The sequence below is a fragment of the Aeromonas sp. SER genome, from assembly GCF_038739615.1.
Classification (GTDB): domain Bacteria; phylum Pseudomonadota; class Gammaproteobacteria; order Enterobacterales; family Aeromonadaceae; genus Aeromonas; species Aeromonas jandaei.
The window spans coordinates 120023-139213 of the sequence record NZ_JBCGFC010000007.1 but is presented as its reverse complement, the minus strand read 5'-3'; the positions used below and the strand labels follow the sequence as shown (position 1 = coordinate 139213).

General features: G+C 56.6%; 13 protein-coding genes. 4 read left to right on the top strand and 9 right to left on the bottom strand.

Annotated features, from left to right (window positions below; translation table 11 throughout):
- Positions 1 to 15 precede the first annotated feature (15 nt).
- Both AAHA41_RS12465 and AAHA41_RS12460 read right to left on the bottom strand, forming a co-directional pair.
- Complete coding sequence (locus AAHA41_RS12465; RefSeq protein WP_033113275.1) at positions 16 to 1938, bottom strand: PrkA family serine protein kinase; 1923 nt, start codon at positions 1936 to 1938, stop codon at positions 16 to 18.
- A gap of 580 nt (positions 1939 to 2518) precedes the next feature.
- Positions 2519 to 4432 carry a RecQ family ATP-dependent DNA helicase gene (locus tag AAHA41_RS12460; RefSeq protein WP_156852716.1) on the bottom strand — a complete coding sequence of 638 codons (1914 nt, stop codon included), beginning with the start codon at positions 4430 to 4432 and terminating at the stop codon, positions 2519 to 2521.
- On the opposite strand from AAHA41_RS12460, the gene AAHA41_RS12455 reads away from it, so the two are divergent.
- Positions 4431 to 4628 (top strand): hypothetical protein, encoded by a 198-nt coding sequence (locus AAHA41_RS12455; RefSeq protein ID WP_323069140.1) that lies wholly within the window; start codon positions 4431 to 4433, stop codon positions 4626 to 4628. The genes AAHA41_RS12460 and AAHA41_RS12455 overlap by 2 nt on opposite strands.
- Positions 4629 to 4749: 121 nt before the next feature.
- Entirely contained in the window at positions 4750 to 6000 is a 1251-nt protein-coding gene (gene sstT, locus AAHA41_RS12450) for a serine/threonine transporter SstT (protein WP_215807987.1), read from the top strand.
- A gap of 365 nt (positions 6001 to 6365) precedes the next feature.
- Here sstT and AAHA41_RS12445 read toward each other — a convergent pair whose 3' ends face one another.
- From AAHA41_RS12445 to pabB, 3 genes are all read right to left on the bottom strand, one after another.
- Positions 6366 to 7664, bottom strand: a complete 1299-nt coding sequence (locus AAHA41_RS12445; RefSeq protein WP_323069138.1) for an HAAAP family serine/threonine permease — start codon at positions 7662 to 7664, stop codon at positions 6366 to 6368.
- Positions 7665 to 7880: 216 nt separating this feature from the next.
- Positions 7881 to 8447 carry a CoA pyrophosphatase gene (locus AAHA41_RS12440; protein ID WP_323069137.1) on the bottom strand — a complete coding sequence of 189 codons (567 nt, stop codon included), beginning with the start codon at positions 8445 to 8447 and terminating at the stop codon, positions 7881 to 7883.
- Positions 8448 to 8488: 41 nt separating this feature from the next.
- On the bottom strand, positions 8489 to 9772 hold the full coding sequence (gene pabB, locus AAHA41_RS12435; RefSeq protein ID WP_323069136.1) for an aminodeoxychorismate synthase component I: 1284 nt from the start codon (positions 9770 to 9772) through the stop codon (positions 8489 to 8491).
- Positions 9773 to 10066: 294 nt separating this feature from the next.
- On the opposite strand from pabB, the gene AAHA41_RS12430 reads away from it, so the two are divergent.
- Positions 10067 to 11593: a fumarate hydratase gene (locus AAHA41_RS12430; protein WP_042030888.1), complete on the top strand. Its 1527-nt coding sequence runs from the start codon at positions 10067 to 10069 to the stop codon at positions 11591 to 11593.
- Positions 11594 to 11758: 165 nt separating this feature from the next.
- Here the strand turns inward: AAHA41_RS12430 and AAHA41_RS12425 are convergent, their stop codons facing one another.
- The 3 genes from AAHA41_RS12425 to AAHA41_RS12415 form a co-directional block, all read right to left on the bottom strand.
- The gene (locus AAHA41_RS12425) at positions 11759 to 13129 is read right to left on the bottom strand and encodes an L-serine ammonia-lyase (RefSeq protein ID WP_041207648.1); all 1371 of its coding nucleotides are present in this window, start codon (positions 13127 to 13129) and stop codon (positions 11759 to 11761) included.
- A 275-nt stretch (positions 13130 to 13404) separates the two neighbouring features.
- Positions 13405 to 14790, bottom strand: coding sequence for an L-serine ammonia-lyase (locus AAHA41_RS12420; RefSeq protein ID WP_323069134.1), 1386 nt, complete (start codon positions 14788 to 14790; stop codon positions 13405 to 13407).
- A gap of 150 nt (positions 14791 to 14940) precedes the next feature.
- Positions 14941 to 15225 (bottom strand): pyrimidine/purine nucleoside phosphorylase, encoded by a 285-nt coding sequence (locus AAHA41_RS12415; protein ID WP_043850878.1) that lies wholly within the window; start codon positions 15223 to 15225, stop codon positions 14941 to 14943.
- A gap of 268 nt (positions 15226 to 15493) precedes the next feature.
- On the opposite strand from AAHA41_RS12415, the gene AAHA41_RS12410 reads away from it, so the two are divergent.
- Positions 15494 to 16735, top strand: a complete 1242-nt coding sequence (locus AAHA41_RS12410; RefSeq protein WP_042030891.1) for a dicarboxylate/amino acid:cation symporter — start codon at positions 15494 to 15496, stop codon at positions 16733 to 16735.
- 1475 nt (positions 16736 to 18210) lie between these two features.
- On the opposite strand, the gene pfkA is transcribed toward AAHA41_RS12410, so the two are convergent.
- Complete coding sequence (gene pfkA / locus AAHA41_RS12405; protein WP_323069132.1) at positions 18211 to 19182, bottom strand: 6-phosphofructokinase; 972 nt, start codon at positions 19180 to 19182, stop codon at positions 18211 to 18213.
- Between the last annotated feature and the right edge of the window lie 9 nt (positions 19183 to 19191).

Here is a 19191-nt window from a genome sequence, read left to right as displayed (position 1 = left end):
CTTGAACAGTCAGGGTCAGGATGACTTGCGAACCCTGAGATACCATTCGGAGAGCAGTCGCACCTGTTTGCGGGTGTAGCCTTTCTCCATCATCCGTTCGACAAAGTTATCGTGCTTCTTCTGCTCCTCGGCCGAGGTTTTGCTGTTGAAGGAGATAACCGGCAGCAGCTCTTCCGTGTTGGAGAACATCTTCTTCTCAATCACGGTGCGCAGCTTCTCGTAACTGGTCCAGTTGGGGTTACGGCCTGCATTGTTGGCTCGGGCACGCAGCACGAAGTTGACGATTTCGTTACGGAAATCTTTCGGGTTGCTGATCCCTGCGGGTTTTTCAATTTTCTCCAGCTCGCTGTTGAGGGACGCTCTGTCAAACAGTTGGCCGGTTTCGGGGTCACGGTACTCCTGATCCTGGATCCAGAAGTCGGCGTAGGTGACGTAGCGATCGAAGATGTTTTGGCCGTACTCTGAGTAGGACTCGAGATAGGCGGTCTGGATCTCCTTGCCGATGAACTCCACATAGCGGGGAGTCAGATAACCCTTGATGAACTCAAGGTAGCGATCGTGCAGCTCTTGCGGGAACTGCTCGCGCTCGATCTGCTGCTCCAGCACATAGAAGAGGTGCACTGGGTTGGCTGCCACTTCCGCGTGGTCGAAGTTGAAGACGCGGGAAAGGATCTTGAACGCAAAGCGGGTAGAGAGACCATTCATCCCCTCGTCCACACCGGCGTAGTCGCGATACTCCTGATAGCTCTTCGCTTTTGGATCGGTGTCTTTGAGGCTTTCGCCATCATAGACCCGCATCTTGGAGTAGATGCTGGAGTTTTCGGGTTCTTTCAGCCGTGACAACACCGAGAACTGGCCCAGCAACTCGAGTGTACCCGGGGCGCACTTGGCCTCGGTCAGTTCGCTGTTGACCAGCAGCTTCTCGTAGATCTTCACCTCTTCGGAGACGCGCAGGCAGTAAGGCACCTTGACGATGTAGACCCGGTCGAGGAAGGCTTCGTTGTTCTTGTTGTTGCGGAACTGCTGCCACTCGGATTCGTTGGAGTGAGCCAGCAAGATGCCGTCAAAGGGGAGGGCTGAGAGCCCTTCTGTACCGTTGTAGTTCCCCTCTTGGGTTGCAGTCAGCAGCGGGTGCAGCACCTTGATGGGCGCTTTGAACATCTCCACAAATTCCATCACACCCTGGTTCGCCTTGCACAGTGCACCCGAGTAGGAGTAGGCATCGGCATCATCTTGGGCGAAGTGCTCCAGCATGCGGATATCGACCTTGCCGACCAGTGAGGAGATGTCCTGGTTATTGTCATCACCGGGTTCAGTCTTGGCGATGGCGATTTGATCGAGGATGGAGGGGTTGACCTTCTCCACCTTGAACTTGGTGATGTCGCCACCAAACTCGTGCAGACGCTTGGCAACCCAGGGGGACATGATGGGGCGCAGATAGCGGCGCGGAATGCCGTACTCTTTTTCCAGAATTTCGCCATCCTCTTCGATGTCGAACAGACAGAAGGGGTGATCGTTGACCGGTGAGCCCTTGATGCGATAGATGGGCACCTTCTGCATCAGGGATTTGAGTTTTTCTGCCAGCGAGGATTTACCGCCGCCAACGGGTCCCAACAGATAGAGGATCTGTTTCTTCTCCTCCAGCCCCTGGGCGGAGTGTTTGAGGTAGGAGACAATCTGCTCGATCGCCTCTTCCATACCGTAGAAATCTTTGAATGCCGGATAGCGTGCCACGACGCGGTTGGAGAAAAGCCGGCTCAGTCTGGGGTTGGCAGAGGTATCTACCATCTCAGGTTCACCGATGGCGGTCAGCAGACGTTCGGCCGCAGAGGCGTAGCAGGCTTTGTCCTGCTTGCACATATCCAGAAACTCCTGGATGGTGTACTCCTCTTCCCTTGCCTTTTCGTATCGCTGTTGGTAGTGCTCGAAGATGCCCATAACTTTGCCCTCGTTATAGTCGCTTGCCCTGAAAAAGTTGGATGACTGCTTTTGTGTTGTTTGCAATGTTAAGCCTAGTCAACAGCCCCCAGTAATCCATCAAGGTCGATTGGTTAAATGCGGAGGAAACCTGCCCGATCCTTGTGCGGGAGGGTCAGTCAACAACACACCTATGTTACTGACTGTTAAATTATTTTTGCCACGATAGTGAGGTAAATGTCAAAGACATAAAAAATAAATGTTTATTGGAAAGTGGAAACTGACGGTGTTGCCTGAAAGGTGAGCAGTAAAAGATGAGGCGGGGGTTGGCTTGCACAGATATGGATAAAAAATCATTACGTTCACGTCAACGTAAATTCAATAAATTAGACTCTTAGCTCTAATTTTTACATTGACGCTACATTCTTGCTGCCCTAGATTGGCCATGTGTGAGTAGCGAGACGCTTTAGCAAGAGAGTGTATCGTGACCTCACCAAGCTCTGTCTAAGCACGTTTCCGTTGGCTTGACCCTCGCAATCGCGAGGGTCTTCTTTTTCCAGCTTGTCTGAATCGTTACGGGATGTAAGAGGTGTGCGAATGGTCAGGCGTAGGCTTGCTCGACCGCCAGCAGCACGTCAGCAAATGGATGTTGTGCCAGCTGGCCGAAGCCGGCCAACGATCTTGCCTTGATTTTGCTGGTGAGCGGCGTGGCGATGCCGCACAAAAAGCGGGTGAGCACGCGTGCGTCCTGTGAGCCTGCCTTGGCGATGAGTGGATCGCACCAGGCGCGGATCCCCGCATCATTTGGCATAGTCTGCAGGGGCAGGGGAGGCAGTACAGCAACCTGGCCACGACAAACCGAGCAGTGACCACAATGGGTCGGAGCTGCCTCATCTGCGAAATAGCGGGCGAGGCGGTGGCTCAGGCACTCATCCGAGGTGAAAAAGTCGAGCATGGCTTGCAGTCTTGCCAGCTCGCTCTGCTCTTTTTGCAGGAATAGAGCGTGCAGTGCGCTGGCCTGCGCAGCGGGTTCCCAGTCATGGCGGTTGATCCGGTAGACCTCAGTCATCTGCTTGCTCTCAAGCTCGATCCAGCCCTGTTGCTGCAAATAGTCGAGGGCGGCGACCGCGCGTTGCCGCTCCCCCTGGTAACTCTGCCAGAGGGCATCGAAATCCATGGTGCACCAGCTGCGTGCCAGTGGCGCGCAGGCGAACAGCTGCTCCAGAAACTGACGTCGTTCCGGGTTGAAGCGGGCAAGAATGTCGCGCTTCTCCAGCACGAATTTGAAACGGTAGTCAGCGTAGTAGCTGTAGGCCGGGGTGATGATGCCCGCCATCTCCAGATAGACCAGCAGGGTTTTAAGCGGCAATTGGCGGATATTGGTATCGTTCGAGAGGCGCAGCAGAGTGAACTCCCACTCGGATCCATTTTGGCGGATCTGGCCGAGGAGTTTAACAATGGCGTTCAGATCGGGCGTATCGCCATAGACAAAGTTTTCTAGCACCGGCAGCTGGCTCTGGTTGGCCAGCACGATGCAGCGTGATGGCTGGCCATCTCGCCCGGCGCGGCCAATCTCCTGGCTGTAGTTCTCGATGGACTTGGGCAGGTCATAGTGGATCACCTGGCGGATATCGGCCTTGTCGATCCCCATGCCAAACGCGATGGTGGCGACGATGCAATCCACCTTGCCGCTCATGAAGTCGAGCTGGATCTGGCTGCGCAGCGCCGCATCGAGCCCGGCATGGTAGGCACGGGCGTTGATCCCCCGTCTGGCCAGCACCTCGGCGCATTCCTCTGCCGTATGTTGCAGGGTGACATAGACGATGGTCGGTGCCCCTTGAGAGTGTGCCAGCGTCTGACAGAGCCATTCGCTGCGCGCCTCCGGTAGCATCGGGATGACCGACAAGTCGAGGTTGGGCCGGTAGAAGCCAGTGACGACTACTCCTTGCGGCTCAATGGCGAACTTGGCTTGCATGTCGCCAATAACGGCTTGAGTTGCGGTGGCTGTCAGCAGCAACACCTGCGGGATCTGCAACTCCTGACGGTAGTCCGGCAGCTTGAGGTAGTCGGGGCGAAAGTTGTGGCCCCACTCCGAGATACAGTGCGCCTCATCGACGACCAGCAGCGAGAGTGGCACCTGCTGGATGAAGCGGCGAAAGCGCTCGTTCTTGAGCCGTTCCACCGAGATCATCAGGATCTTGAGCTCGCCATCCAGTGCCTGTTGCATCACCTGTCGGCTCTCTTCCGGACTCTGGCTCGAGTCGAGAGTGGCTGCGCTGATCCCCTTGCTTTTAAGGAAGGCGAGCTGATCGTGCATCAACGCAATCAGGGGCGAGATCACCAGCGTCAGGTGGGGCAGGGCAAGGGCGGGCAGCTGATAGCAGAGGGATTTGCCAGAGCCGGTGGGGAAGATGGCAATAGCACTCTGGCCAGCCACGATCCGGTTGATGACCGCCTCCTGGCCAGGCCGGAGACTGGAGAAACCGAAGTGTCGGGTCAGAAGGGAGGGGATCATGGCAAGGCTCCGCAGCAAATGGAGGATGATACCACAGTTGGCCATTCGCCCGGGTGTTGATAAAACGAACAAAATGGATGGTTACTCTGTTGTTGTGTTTTTGTTGCGGTCATTTGTGCCGGATACTGGATATTTTTTGGTAGGTCTCTGGAAAAAAGCGGTGGTGAATGGGATATTTCGTCATGCAATCCGGTGACCGGTGGATCGGCCCGACAGAAGGCTGGCCGCAGGCAACCCGTCAGAACGGAATCATGCTGACGGGAGGGTTGCAGACAGGACTCATGAATCGAGCACTACGGTGCCTAGGGACTTTTTTGATGACACAACAACACCCCCTCCTTCGGCTGGTCAATAGCACCAGTCTGGTCAGCCAGATCCTGGTTGGTCTGGTTTTCGGTATCTTGCTGGCGATGTTTGCTCCCGAGTGGGCCAAAACGGCAGGTCTGCTTGGCAGCCTGTTTGTGGGCGCACTGAAAGCGGTGGCACCGCTGCTGGTATTTGTACTGGTCATGGCTGCCATCATTGGTCACAAGCAGGGTCAGAAGACCAACATGCGACCGATTTTGCTGCTCTATCTGTTTGGCACCTTCTCTGCGGCCGTGGTCGCGGTGATTGCCAGCTTCCTCTTCCCCTCCGATCTGCATCTGGTGGCCAATACGGCCGAGATCACTCCGCCGGGCGGCATCACCGAGGTGTTGCAGACCCTGCTGTTCAACGTGGTAACCAACCCGGTGAAGGCGCTGATGGATGCCAACTATATCGGCATTCTGGCGTGGGCTATTGGTCTGGGCATCGCCATGCGCCATGCCAACGAGAGCACCAAGGCGCTGATCACCGATTTGTCCCACGGCGTCTCGGCCATCGTGAAAGCGGTGATCCGCTGCGCGCCGCTCGGGATCCTGGGTCTGGTCGCCTCCACCTTGGCGGAAACCGGCTTTGACGCCCTGTTTGGCTATGCCCAACTGCTGGTGGTGTTGATCGGTTCCATGCTCTTTATCGCCTTCGTGGTCAACCCGCTGATCGTATTTTGGAAGATCAAGCGTAACCCCTATCCGCTGGTGCTGACTTGCCTGAAAGAGAGTGGTGTGACCGCCTTCTTTACCCGCAGCTCTGCGGCCAATATCCCGGTCAACATGGCGCTGTGTGAAAAACTGCGTCTGCCGGAGGATACCTATGCGGTCTCCATTCCGCTGGGCGCCACCATTAACATGGCGGGTGCAGCCATAACCATTACTGTGCTCTCCATGGCGGCGGTGCATACCTTGGGGATGGAAGTGGATCTGGCAACCGCTGTGCTGCTCTCCGTGGTCGCCACCATCAGTGCCTGTGGCGCGTCCGGTGTAGCCGGTGGCTCCCTGCTGCTGATCCCGCTCGCCTGCAGCCTGTTTGGTATCGGCAACGATATCGCCATGCAAGTGGTAGCCGTCGGCTTTATCATCGGCGTACTGCAGGATTCTGCCGAGACTGCACTTAACAGCTCCACCGACGTGCTCTTCACCGCTGCGGCCTGCATGGCCGAAGATGAAACCCTGCTGGAACCTGCCGCACTCCCCAGCAGCGAGGCCTGATTTCAGCTTCGCTGGTTAATGCTGTTTTTTGGCGCCCTCTTCGGAGGGCGCTTTTTATTGCCTCGATTTTGCCTTGTTTCGTGGGTATTGCCCAACTATGCAGGGGCTTGGCAAATAGATAGGCAGACAGTCAGAAGGCTGTTGCGTAGTGACGGGTTGGGATGTGTTTACCCCACAGGGCGAGATAAAAACGGGTTCTCATGATGTGAGAGGAGGGCTGTGATGGCACAGATATGCAGTAGTGCAGGGAGCTTGGTTAACCGGGGCAACTGAGTAAAGGAGCTGGTATTTCCAGAGAAGAACGCAAAATGACGCAATAAAAAAACCAGCCGTTGCCGGCTGGTTTTTGACTATCGGTGGCGGGATTAACCGACAAGCTGATAGAGGATGGCGGAGATGGCAGTCAGGCCCATCACAGTCACGAAGACGTTGCTGATGTGACCCTGATATTTCGCCATGGCCGGGACGCGCTTGATGGCGTACATCGGCATGATGAACAGGATGGTCGCGATGATGGGGCCGCCCAGTGATTCGATCATGCCCAGGATGGAGGGGTTGGCAATGGCAGTGCCCCACAGGGTCAGGATGAAGAAGGCGATGATGAACATCTCGACTTTCTTGGCGTTCGGCTCTTTGCCGGATTTGCGCATGTTCTGCACGATCATCCCTTTCAGACCTTCACGGGCACCCAGATAGTGGCCGAAGAAGGAGGAGACGATGGCGACGAACGCAACCAGCGGACCGAAGTAGGAGATGATGGGGCTCGCATGCTGGTTGGCCAGATAGGAGAGCACGGCGATGTTCTGGGCTTTGGCTTCAGCCAGCTGAGCCGGTGTCAGGCTCATCACGCAGGAGAAGACGAAGAACATCACGAAACCCAGCAGCACCATGGCGGTACGCTTGAGGATGGCATCGGCTTTCTCGACGGCGTGCTCACCGTGGTCGCGGCGCTGGGCCAGCGAGAAGCTGGAGATGGCCGGGCTGTGGTTGAAGGAGAAGACCAGCACCGGGATGGTCAACCACAGAGTGACGGCGAAATCCTTGGCAGAAGGCACTTGCTCCAGAGCGGCACCAGTCCAGTCCGGGATCAGGTAGAGGGAGATACCGGCCAGGATGGCGATCAGCGGGTAGACCAGTACTTCGGTCACTTTCAACATCAACTTCTCGCCAGCCAGCATCACGGACATCATGCCCATGATCAGCACGATGGAGAGGATCCAGCGCGGCGGTGCACTCATCTGCAGCTGGTTGACCATGAAGCTTTCCACGGTGTTGGTGATACCCACGCCGTAGATCAGCACGATGGGGTAGATCGCGAAGAAGTAGAGCAGGGTGATCAGCTTGCCTGCACCGGCACCAAAGTGCTCTTCTACCACCTCGGTGATATCCGCATTGGGCTTTTTGGAGGAGAGAACGAAACGGGCCAGGCCACGGTGAGCTAGGTAGGTCATCGGGCCAACCAGCAGCGCCATCACCACCAGTGGCCAGAAGCCGCCCATGCCTGCGTTGATCGGCAGGAACAGGATGCCTGCGCCAACAGCGGTACCAAACAGGCTGATAACCCAGGTTGAATCTTGTTTTGTCCAGCCTTTACTCTTGGCGAAGCTTGTTCCTTGCTCCTTTACGGTCGCGGCATCCTGTGCGCCAGTGACAGTATTTGACATCTATCTCACCCCGAATTGTGGTTCTTATTAAGTCGGCGGCAAGGATACGGTTTTTTTAATCAAAAATGTTGATCAAATTCATCTTTAACAGACGAAAACCCCGAGTTTCTTATAGAAACGTGATCAAAACAGTAAAAAATCAATTTTTGTTTATCATTTGGCACGTTAGTTTAATGTTAATGATTAAATTCCGTCCTGCCAAAGGCTGTTAAATTGTTATCGCTCGAGGTGCTGGGCCAGCTGACAGATCATGCTGGCTGTGGCACCCCAGATGTAGTGCTGTTGCCAGGGGATCCAGTAGACGGTGTGCTGTTTGCCCGCCCGAACAAAGGTGAGGGCGATATGATTGCGGCGATCGAGCAGGTGGTTTAACGGTACCTCAAAGGCATGCTCCACCTCATCTGCACTCAATTCGAGGGGGTAGTCGGCATCGAGCAGAGCCAGGACCGGCAGTACCTCGAAGCGCGAGATGGTATTGAGCGGATTGAGGGTGCCGATCACCTGCACGAGGTGAGAGGGGATGCCGAGCTCCTCTTTGGTCTCCCGCAGCGCGGTGGCGATGAGATCCTGATCATCGGGGTCCTGGCGCCCGCCCGGAAAGCTTATTTGCCCGGCATGATGACGCAACCGGGTGCTGCGGCGGGTGAGCAGCAGGTGCAGGCCGTCGTGGCGCTCCACGACAGGCACCAGCACCGCTGCCGGGCTGAGGCCGGCGATGGCGAGGCGATGGGCGGGCGCCGGTCGTTGCAGGGAGAAGCGGGTCAGCAGTTCGTGGCGATCCATGGCGTAACGTGGTTCCGTGGCAGTTTCTCTGGGGCTCTGGCTCACAGTGCGGTGAGCAGGGGCAGAATGCGGGCGACCTTGTCATAGGTCTCCTGATATTCGCTGTCGGCGTCGGAGTCGGCGATGATGCCACCACCGGCCCAGCAGTGCAGACGGCCCGCTTCGGCAATCAGGGTGCGAATGCAGATGCTGGTGTCCATCCGGCCATGCTGGCTGAGGTAGCCGATGCTGCCGCAGTAGGCGTTGCGTCGCTGGGGCTCCAGCTCCTCGATGATCTCCATGGCGCGGATCTTGGGCGCACCAGTGATGGAGCCACCCGGGAAACTGGCGCGCAGCAGATCGCCCCCTTGCCAGCGGCTATCGAGCTCGCCATGAATGGTGGAGACCAGATGGTGCACTGCCGGAAAGGACTCTACCGCAAAGAGGTGAGGGACGCTGACCGAGCCCGGCCTGCTCACCCGCCCGATATCATTGCGCAGCAGATCCACGATCATCAGATTCTCTGATCTGTCCTTGTCAGCCTGTGACAGCTCTTGGGCTATATCCTGATCGATGACTGGATCAGGATGGCGCGGGCGGGTGCCCTTGATGGGCTTGGTCTCGATATGGCGACCATCGAGCAGCAAGAAACGCTCGGGGGAGAGGCTTAAAATGGCGCTGTCCGGCAAGCGCAAAAAGGCAGAGAACGGTGCCTTGTTGGCCGCTGCCAGCGTGCAGTAAGCCTGCCACTCATCGCCCTGATAGGGGGCGCTGAAGCGCTGGGTCAGGTTGATCTGGTAGCAATCCCCGGCCGCGAGGTACTCCTGAATGCGGGCAAACTTCTCGCCATAAGCTTCTCGGCTCATGTTGCTTTGCCAGCTGCCTTGCAGGTGGAAAGGGGGCGCCAGTTCGGCAACTTGCTGCTCGAGCCAGGCGATACGTCTGGCAAGACCCGCTTCATCTCCCCAGTGCACCAGTTGCCAGGCGCCGGTCTCGACGCTGCGCAGCAGCGCCCAGTCATAGATCCCCACCGCCATGTCGGGCACCTTGATATCGGCGGCAGCCTGACTTGGCAGTTGTTCAAAGTGGCGGCCCAGATCGTAGCCAAACAGCCCGAGCGCCCCGCCTATAAAGGGCAGCTTGCTGTCATGCGCGGCCGGTTGGCCAAGTAGTTGCTGCTGTAGTTCGGCCAACAGGGTGAGGGGGTCACCATGATGCTCTTTTTCTACATTGTTGCTGCGCACCGTGGTGAGCTGGCCGCAGGTTTCGAGAGTGGCCAGCGGATCGGCGGTGATGATGTCGAAGCCATTGTCGGCACCAAGTGGGCCGGCTGACTCCAGCAGCATGGCCCACGGCTGATGTTGCAGCCGTGCAAATAGCGCGTGGAGAGGTGTGTGATGATCTGGATAATGGATATGCAGTGATGGCGTCATTTTATGTTACACAGGCAACAGTTTGATTCCCGAACCCTAGTCGGTGCTGGTGGGCAAGCGTATCATAGGTGTCGGTGACTAAAGAAAAAACTGCTGTGCTTCAGGTTTTTTGCTGACCGATAGTGTTTGGTTTGCGCCTCTGTACAGCCATCATATGGAAGCCCTTGTCCATCGCCCCCGTGCGACGCAAGGACCAGTGAGGATGATATGAGCATTATAAAAAAACAGGATTTTATCGATTCCATCGCAGATGCCCTCCAGTACATCTCCTATTACCACCCGCTGGATTTTGTCCAGGCCGCCAAAGCTGCTTATGATCGGGAAGCCAACCCCGCAGCCAAGGATGCGCTGGCCCAGATCCTGATCAACTCACGCATGTCTGCCGAAGGCCACCGTCCGCTCTGCCAGGATACCGGCATCGTCACTTGCTTTGTGAAGATCGGCATGCAGGTGCAGTGGGACAGCGACATGACAGTGCAGGAGATGGTGGATGAAGGTACCCGCCGAGCCTACACCAACCCGGACAACCCGCTGCGCGCCTCGGTGCTGGCCGACCCGGCCGGCAGTCGCAAAAACACCAAAGACAATGCTCCGGCGGTCGTCCATATCGACATGATCCCGGGTGACAAGGTCGAGGTGAGCATCGCCGCCAAGGGCGGTGGTTCCGAGAACAAATCCAAAATGGTCATGCTCAATCCCTCCGATGATATCGTCGAGTGGGTGCTGAAAACCGTGCCGACCATGGGCGCGGGCTGGTGCCCGCCAGGTATGCTCGGCATCGGCATCGGCGGTACCGCCGAGAAGGCAGCCGTGCTGGCCAAAGAGGCGCTGATGGAGCACATCGACATTCAGGAGTTGATGGCCCGTGGCCCGCAAACCACTGAAGAGAAACTGCGCGTCGAGCTCTACGACAAGGTCAACAAGCTGGGGATCGGTGCCCAAGGTCTGGGCGGCCTCACTACCGTGCTGGATGTGAAGGTGAAATCCGCGCCGACTCACGCTGCCTCCAAGCCGGTGGTGATGATCCCCAACTGCGCCGCGACCCGTCACGTTCACTTTGAACTCGATGGTTCAGGCCCCGCCGAACTGACGCCGCCGAAACTGAGCGACTGGCCGGAGATCACCCGTGAAGCGGGTGGCAACGTCCGCCGTGTCAACGTCGATGGTATCACCAAGGCCGAGCTGGCCAGCTGGAAGAGCGGTGATACCGTGCTGCTGTCAGGCAAGATCCTCACCGGTCGCGATGCTGCCCACAAGCGTATCGCCGACATGCTGGCCCGCGGCGAAGGGCTGCCGGAAGGGGTCGATTTCACCAACCGCTTCATCTACTACGTTGGCCCGGTCGATGCGGTGCGCGACGAAGTGGTCGGCCCGGCAGGTCCCACCACTTCCACCCGGATGGACAAGTTCACCGACATGATGCTGGGTGAAACCGGCCTGATCGGCATGATCGGCAAATCCGAACGCGGCCCGAAAACCGTCGAGAGCATCAAGCAGCACAAGGCGGTCTATCTGATGGCCGTTGGTGGCGCCGCCTATCTGGTGGCCAAGGCGATCAAGAAGGCCCGCGTGGTTGCATTTGCCGATCTCGGCATGGAAGCGATCTACGAGTTTGAAGTGGAAGATATGCCGGTGACCGTAGCGGTCGACTCCGAAGGCAACAATATCCACGAAACCGGCCCGGCCTACTGGTCTGCCAAGATTGCCGAATTGGATGGCAAACTCTCCTCCTGATCCGGCGTGCGGCCCTGGTGCCGTGATTGGCTGGATAGAGCAGATAAAAAAGGATGGCCGCAAGGCCATCCTTTTTGTTATCCACACTTCCAGTGACGAAGTGCCGGAACCGGTAAAAAGAAAAAGGCGGGATAACCCGCCTTTTGTCGTCATGCCAGTAGCTGCTTAGTCGCAGGCAACCTGCATGACCTTGATGGCCAGACCGCCACGGGAGGTTTCACGGTACTTGGAGTCCATGTCCTTGCCGGTGACGTACATGGTGTCGATCACCTTGTCCAGCGAGACGCGCGGCTTGGAGGTACGACGCAGGGCCATACGGGAGGCGTTGACCGCCTTCATGGCTGCGATGGCGTTACGCTCGATGCAGGGTACCTGAACCTGGCCGGCAACCGGGTCACAGGTCAGACCCAGGTTGTGCTCCATACCGATTTCAGCGGCTTCGCAGACGTGCTCCGGGCTACCGCCCATCAGCTCGGTCAGGCCGGCAGCGGCCATGGAGCAGGAGACACCCACTTCACCCTGGCAGCCAACTTCGGCGCCGGAGATGGAGGCGTTCATCTTGTAGAGGATGCCGACGGCACCGGCTGCCAGATAGAAACGGGTGTACTCGTCGCGGCCAACCGGCTGGATGAACTTGTCGTAGTAGGCCAGTACGGCCGGGATGATGCCGGCAGCGCCGTTGGTCGGAGCGGTAACTACGCGGCCACCGGCTGCGTTCTCTTCACTCACGGCCAGAGCGAACATGTTGACCCAGTCAACGATGTTCATCGGGTCGCTCGAGAGATTCTCGTTGGTGTTGAGCTGACGGTAGAGCGGAGCCGCACGACGGGGCACGCGCAGCGGGCCGGAGAGAACGCCTTCGGTACGGCAGCCGCGCTCGATACCTTCACGCATGGTGTTCCAGATCTTGCCGAACTTCTTGTAGATCTCTTCCGGGGTGTTGAAGCACTTCTCGTTTTCCATCATCAGGGCAGAGATGGAGAGACCGGTCTGGCTGCAGTGGGCAACCAGCTCGGCGGCGCTCTTGAACGGATAACGTACGGACATGTCGCCGCTGTCAGCCTTGCCGAAGTTCTCTTCGTCAACGATGAAACCGCCACCGATGGAGTAGTAGGTCTTGCTGTAGACAACTTCATCTTCGATCAAAGCAGTCAGCTTCATGCCGTTTTCGTGCAGCGGCAGGGCTTCGTCGTGGAATACCATGGCATCGCGCGGGAAGCTGACGGTGTGGCAGTGCAGGCCGATCGGCAGACGCTCGGTCTGTTCTACGCGGGAGATAAATTCAGGGATGGCATCGATATCGACGTTTTCCGGCAGGTTGCCGGCCAGGCCCATGATGATGGCGGTGTCGGTGTGGTGGCCTTTACCGGTCCAGGAGAGGGAGCCGTAGACATCGACATTGATGCGGGTGATATCGCGGATCTTGCCGCCTGCGCGCAGTTCGTCAACAAACTGTTTGGCTGCTTTCATCGGGCCAACAGTGTGGGAAGAAGAGGGGCCTACACCGATTTTGAAGATATCAAAAACGCTGATCATGTCACTATTACCTCAGGGTAGAAGGGGGCGGCATGCCCACTCACAGAAATTTGGGAGATCCAAGGAACGCGCTGGTTTGCGCAGGTCACTGAACCAGATAACCGTAGTGTAACGGCTCGCGACCTAAAAAAAGTTGAAATAGATCTATTTTTGTTGAGTTTGAGGCGCGAGTATAAAATTTATTTTGGTGCTTATCCATTTTGTTAAGCGTTTGCCCATAAAAATACCCGGCGATGCCGGGCATTTCAGAACCAAATGGAGTCAATTGCCGTTTTTTAACATTCGGTAATGTTAACGGCGAGGCCACCACGGGCCGTCTCCTTATATTTGGTCTTCATGTCGTTGCCAGTCTCCCACATGGTTTTGATCACCTTGTCCAGCGACACCTTGTGCTCCCCAGTGCCACGCAGGGCAAGACGAGCTGCATTGATCGCTTTCACTGCGCCCATGGCGTTGCGCTCGATGCAGGGCACCTGTACCAGCCCGCCAATGGGATCGCAGGTGAGCCCGAGGTTGTGCTCCATGCCGATCTCGGCGGCGTTTTCCACCATGGCCGGGCTGCCACCCAAGAGTTCGGTCAGCGCGCCGGCCGCCATGGAGCAGGCCACGCCAACCTCACCCTGACAGCCCACTTCCGCTCCCGACAGGGAGGCATTCTTCTTATATAAGATGCCGATGGCTGCCGCGGTGAGGAAAAAGCGCACCAGCTCGTCGTCATCGACCTTGTGGACGAAGCGATCATAGTAGTGCAGCACCGCCGGAATGATGCCGGAGGCGCCGTTGGTGGGGGCGGTGACCACTCGTCCGCCCGCCGCATTCTCTTCGTTGACGGCCAGCGCAAACAGATCGACCCACTCCATCACCATCAGGGGATCCTTGTTGAAGTTGGTCTCGCAGCTGAGTTGGCGAAACAGCCCTGGGGCGCGGCGTCGTACCTTGAGCCCGCCCGGCAGAACCCCTTCGCTCTTGCATCCCCGCTCGACGCAACCCTGCATCGCCTGCCAGATCTTGCGAAGACCGCTCTTTATCTGCTCGTCGCTGCGAAAGACCCGCTCGTTGGCCAGAATGATGCCGGAGATGGAGAGACCGCTCTCCTGACAGTGTGCCAGCAACTGGGCGCCGCTCTCGAAGGGGTAGGGAATGGGATGTTCGCTATCCGTTCTGGCGGCTTCCTCCTTGGCGGTTGCGAAGTGGCTCTCTTCAATGATGAAGCCGCCGCCAATCGAGTAGTAGGTCTGGCTGAAGCGCAGGTTTTCCTCTTTATCAAAGGCCCGCAGAGTCATGCCGTTGGTGTGGGCCGGCAGGGTTTTGCGGCGGTTGAAGATGATGGCACCGGTGCGCGGAAAATGGCTTGGTTGCTCGCCTGCCAGCTGCAGGCTCTGCTCCTTTTCCACTCGTGCCAGAATGGCGGGAATGGCATCGATATCGACCGATTCCGGTTCAAAGCCCGACAGCCCCAGAATGATCGCCTTGCCGGTACCGTGTCCCTTGCCGGTCTGCCCCAGCGAGCCGTAACACTCCACTTCGACTCGCGCAGTATGAGGTAGATGGCCACGTAGCTTAAGCTGCTGCACAAAGGCATAAGAGGCGCGCATGGGACCGACTGTATGGGAAGAGGAGGGGCCGATACCGATAGAGAAAAGGTCAAACACACTGATCATGACACCACTCCGATGATGGTTTATGTCTGTTTATTCTAGGATTTTTGCCATGGATGAAAAGCGGGGATGTGCCGCGCTGTGACATGAGTAGAGATATGAAGAGCGGGAGGGAGAGAGGGCTGAAGGGATGAGCCCCTTCAGCCGGACAGATCAGTCGAGAAATTCACACAGGTAAGCGGTGGGGGTAGTCACCTCCAGCTTGAAGGAGGAGTGGCCCGCAACCAGGAAGGATTCACCCTGGCTGTAGGTGTGCCACTCATCTTCATCCGCCAGCTGGATGGTCAGGGCGCCCTTGATCACCGTCATCCGCTCGGGGGCGGCGGTATTGAACAGGTATTCGCCGATGTTCATGACGCCGACAGTAGATTTCTCGCCTTTTTGCTCAAAACCGATGGATTTTACATTTCCGTCAAAATATTCGTTAACTTTCAGCATCTTTACATCCTTGTATGTTCGGTTGTGCAGCCAAGCTAGCACAACATTTTGCCAGTTGTCATTGGACTGACAGCAAAAAACGCAACCAAAGGGTGGAAAATGCGCTTTTTAGAAAATTATTAATAGCTTCTGTTAACGATTTGTCGATTTCAAACAGCAATGAAATATGCGATAACACGCCGCAGCAGGGGAATGTGCAGGAGCTCATTCCCCTGTCTGGTTTATTGCACTGGGAAAGTGCGAATGTAGCTACATAAAGGAAAGTACTGTGTTGACTAAAGGACTCATAAAAAATATTGGCTTCCAGGTTGTGGTGGCCATGGTACTGGGGGCTGTGGTCGGGGTGCTCATGGGTGAGCAGGCCACCATCTTTGCCCCACTCGGTACCCTCTTTATCCAGCTGATCAAGATGCTGGTGATCCCACTGGTGGCGGTTGCCATCCTCTCCGGCGCCGCCAATCTGGGGGCAAGCCCGGCAGCGGGCAAGATAGGGGTGGCCACGCTGGCCTTCTTCCTTGTCACTTCGGCACTGGCCGTGTTGCTGGCACTGGTGATGGGGCAGATCTTCAAGCCGGGTGTCGGTGTCGATTTTGGCTCTGTCTCCTCCATGTTTGGCGGTGATTATGCCGATAAAGGGGCGCTGCCGGATGCCGTCGCAACCCTGCTTGGCATGATCCCGACCAACGTGTTCCAGTCCCTCAACGAGGCGAACATTCTGCAGATCCTGGTGTTCTGCATGTTCCTCGGCATTGCGCTGGCCAAACAGCCGCGCGAGCGGGCCAAGCCGCTGGTCGATGGCCTCAATACCCTGGTGGATGCCTTTGTCTGGATGATCAACAAGGTAATGATCATCGCGCCGCTCGGGGTATTCGGTCTGATGGCTGATGCCATCGGCACCTATGGCTTCGATGTGCTGACGCTGGTGCTCAAGCTGTTTGTGGTCTATGTCGCTGCGATTCTGATCTTCGGCTTTGTGGTCTACCCGCTGCTGGTGGCGCTCTTCTCCAACACGCCGGTGATGACCTATATCTCGGCGATGAAGAAGCCGCAGATCGTTGCCTTCTCTACCGCCTCCTCCATGGCGACCCTGCCGGTCAATATGGAGACCTGCGAGCAGGATCTGAAGGTGACCAATGCAACGGCCTCTTTCGTGTTGCCGCTGGGGGCCACCATCAACATGAGCGGCAACGCCATCTATTACGGTCTGGTCGCCATCTTCTTTGCGCAGGTTTACAACATTGATCTGAGCGTTGGTGCCTGGGCCGCCATCATAGTGACAGCTACCCTGGGCGCGATTGGTCAGGCCGGTGTACCGGGCCCGAGCTTCCTGGTGGTGGCGGTGTTGCTGGCGGCAGGGATCCCCATCGAAGGATTGCCGCTGCTGTTCGCGCTGGATCGCCTGTTCGACATGATCCGGACTTCCCTCAATATCACCGGTGACGCAGCCTGCGCCGTGATCGTTGACCGTTTCAGCCCGGAGTATGACCCGCAGCGCTGGAACAAGGTATAAGCGGGATTACCCACGGGTAGACACGTCCAGTAATGCCACAAGCCTCCACCTTCGGGTGGGGGCTTTTTTGTGCCCGCTGGTTACTGGAAAAATGGATTGGTCAGAACAAACAGCAAAGCGGTAGAAGAGGAGGAAAGGATATGGAGAGAGGAATGGTGTTGTCAGACGGCAGGTAGCAAAAAGGGGAGCTTGGCTCCCCCGAGGATGGTCTGACGTTGGCTCAGTCAGAAGTGTGGTTAAACAAGCAACCACAACAGCTTGAAATCATATCCATGTTGACCATTTCGGCACTGATGGCTGAAAACACCAGTTTGTGGTGATTAAAGCGTCATGCCAGAGAGGCTCGTTCCCGATTGATGCCTCTCTATCCGACTCAGAGCTGTGACAGCGAGGGCAGAGAGACAGCAACCAGGGTGAAAAACACGGTAAAAACAGCGGTAACAACAAACTCTTTCATCTTTTTTCTCCCCAGGTTGTTGGTTGATGAGGTCAAGATACCATAACAGGAGCTTAAAACAAGGGTTTAATTGATAAAAGTGAGCTTTGTGTTCTTCGTGGCAATGAAAGCTCTGTTTTTGCAATCCTTTGGCTGTTTTATCCTCTATGTTTGAGGTGCTGGTTGTTTTAATGGGGCTGTCACATTAAAAGTTCTTTATTTTCAGTGTGTTAGTTAATCGCATGGAATATGAACTCTGGGGTTTGAATAGGGCCATTAATTGGTTTTACATTTTTTGTTGGGCTAGGCAGCCATTTTTAGCGTCAAAAAATGGCTGTGAATCTGGTTTTACCGCTTATGGCGAAGATAATCCCCCTCTGAAAGAGACTAATGCCGGTATCGGCATGCAATCCAGCGCCATGGTTAGGGTTTTATCACGATCTTCTGTTCATGGATCTGCATAAATAGCCCTGCTTTTAGCGATGTAGCCGGATCTGAGAGAGAAAAAATGCAGAGGTAGCCAATTTTTTAGCCTCTGACTATGGATGAGATAGCGTGATTGATATTGGTTGGTGCAATAGTGGCTTGGGAAGCGGTTTTTCCCTCAAGGGGACAAGTTGCAACCTGCAGGGGGGGAGCGAGATAGGCCCCCGATCTGCGACTGCCTGTATCTGTAGCCAATGTTGAGCCCCGTCGGTGCGGATTAGAGATAACGCATCGCCTAACAGGAGCACCAGAGGACAACAGTAACAGTGGGGGGAATAAGATAGAGCGGAAGAGATGATGCAGAAAGGAGGCTGGGCAAGCAGTCGGTAGCGACTGGCAACGGTGGGTCAATTGGCTGAGCTGAAGCGCAACCCCAACCTCAAGCCGGTCATATAGGCGTTGTTGTTATATCGCAGTTGTCGGGCCTGCCTGATGACATTGCCAAATGTATTGGCACCAATCCATTTCCTGGGCACCACGGTGCTCTGCGGCTAGAAATAGAAAAACCCTCCGGATGGAGGGTTTTTGCATAACCAGCTTGTTCCGGCAGTGCTTAGAACAGGGTGGTGGAGAGGTTGTAAAGCTCCTGATCGAACGGACGCTTCATGTTCTCGATGCAGTCGATGATGTCGTGGTGTACCAGCTCGTTGCGCTGGATACCGACGCAGCGACCACCGTGACCAGCCAGCAGCTGCTCAACGGCATAAGCACCCATACGGCTGGACATGATGCGGTCACGGGCAGTCGGGGCACCGCCACGCTGGATATGGCCCAGGATGGTAGCGCGGGTTTCACGACCGGTCAGGGCTTCGATGTCCTTGGCCAGTGCGTTCACGTCGGTAACGTGCTCGCAGATGGTGATGATGGCGTGCTTCTTGCCCTTGGCTTCGCCTTCCTTGATCTGCTTGAGCAGCTTCTCTTTGTCGAAGGCCACTTCCGGTACGATCACGTACTCGGCACCACCAGCAACGGCGGCAGACATGGCCAGATCGCCACAGTGGCGTCCCATGATCTCGACCACGGAGATACGGTGGTGGGAGCTGCAGGTATCGCGCAGACGGTCGATGGCGTCAACCACCACGTTCAGAGCGGTATCAAAACCGATGGTGAAGTCGGTACCGGCGATATCGTTGTCGATTGTGCCCGGCAGGCCGATGCAGGGGAAACCCTCTTCGGTCAGCTTCTTGGCACCCATGTAGGAGCCGTCACCACCGATGACGACCAGCGCATCGATACTGTGCTTTTTCAGGTTCTCGATCGCTTCGGCGCGCACTGCGGGGTCTTTGAAGGCTGGGAAACGGGCGGAGCCGAGGAAAGTACCACCACGGTTCACCACGTCGGAAACGCTGTGACGCTCCAGCTTGACGATGCGATCCTGGTGCAGACCGAGGTAGCCATCATAAATACCGTAAACTTCCAGGCCGTAATGCAGACCGGCGCGAACCACAGCGCGGATGGCTGCGTTCATACCCGGCGCGTCGCCACCACTGGTCAGAACACCAATACGTTTGATTTGTTTGGTCATGAGTGCCTC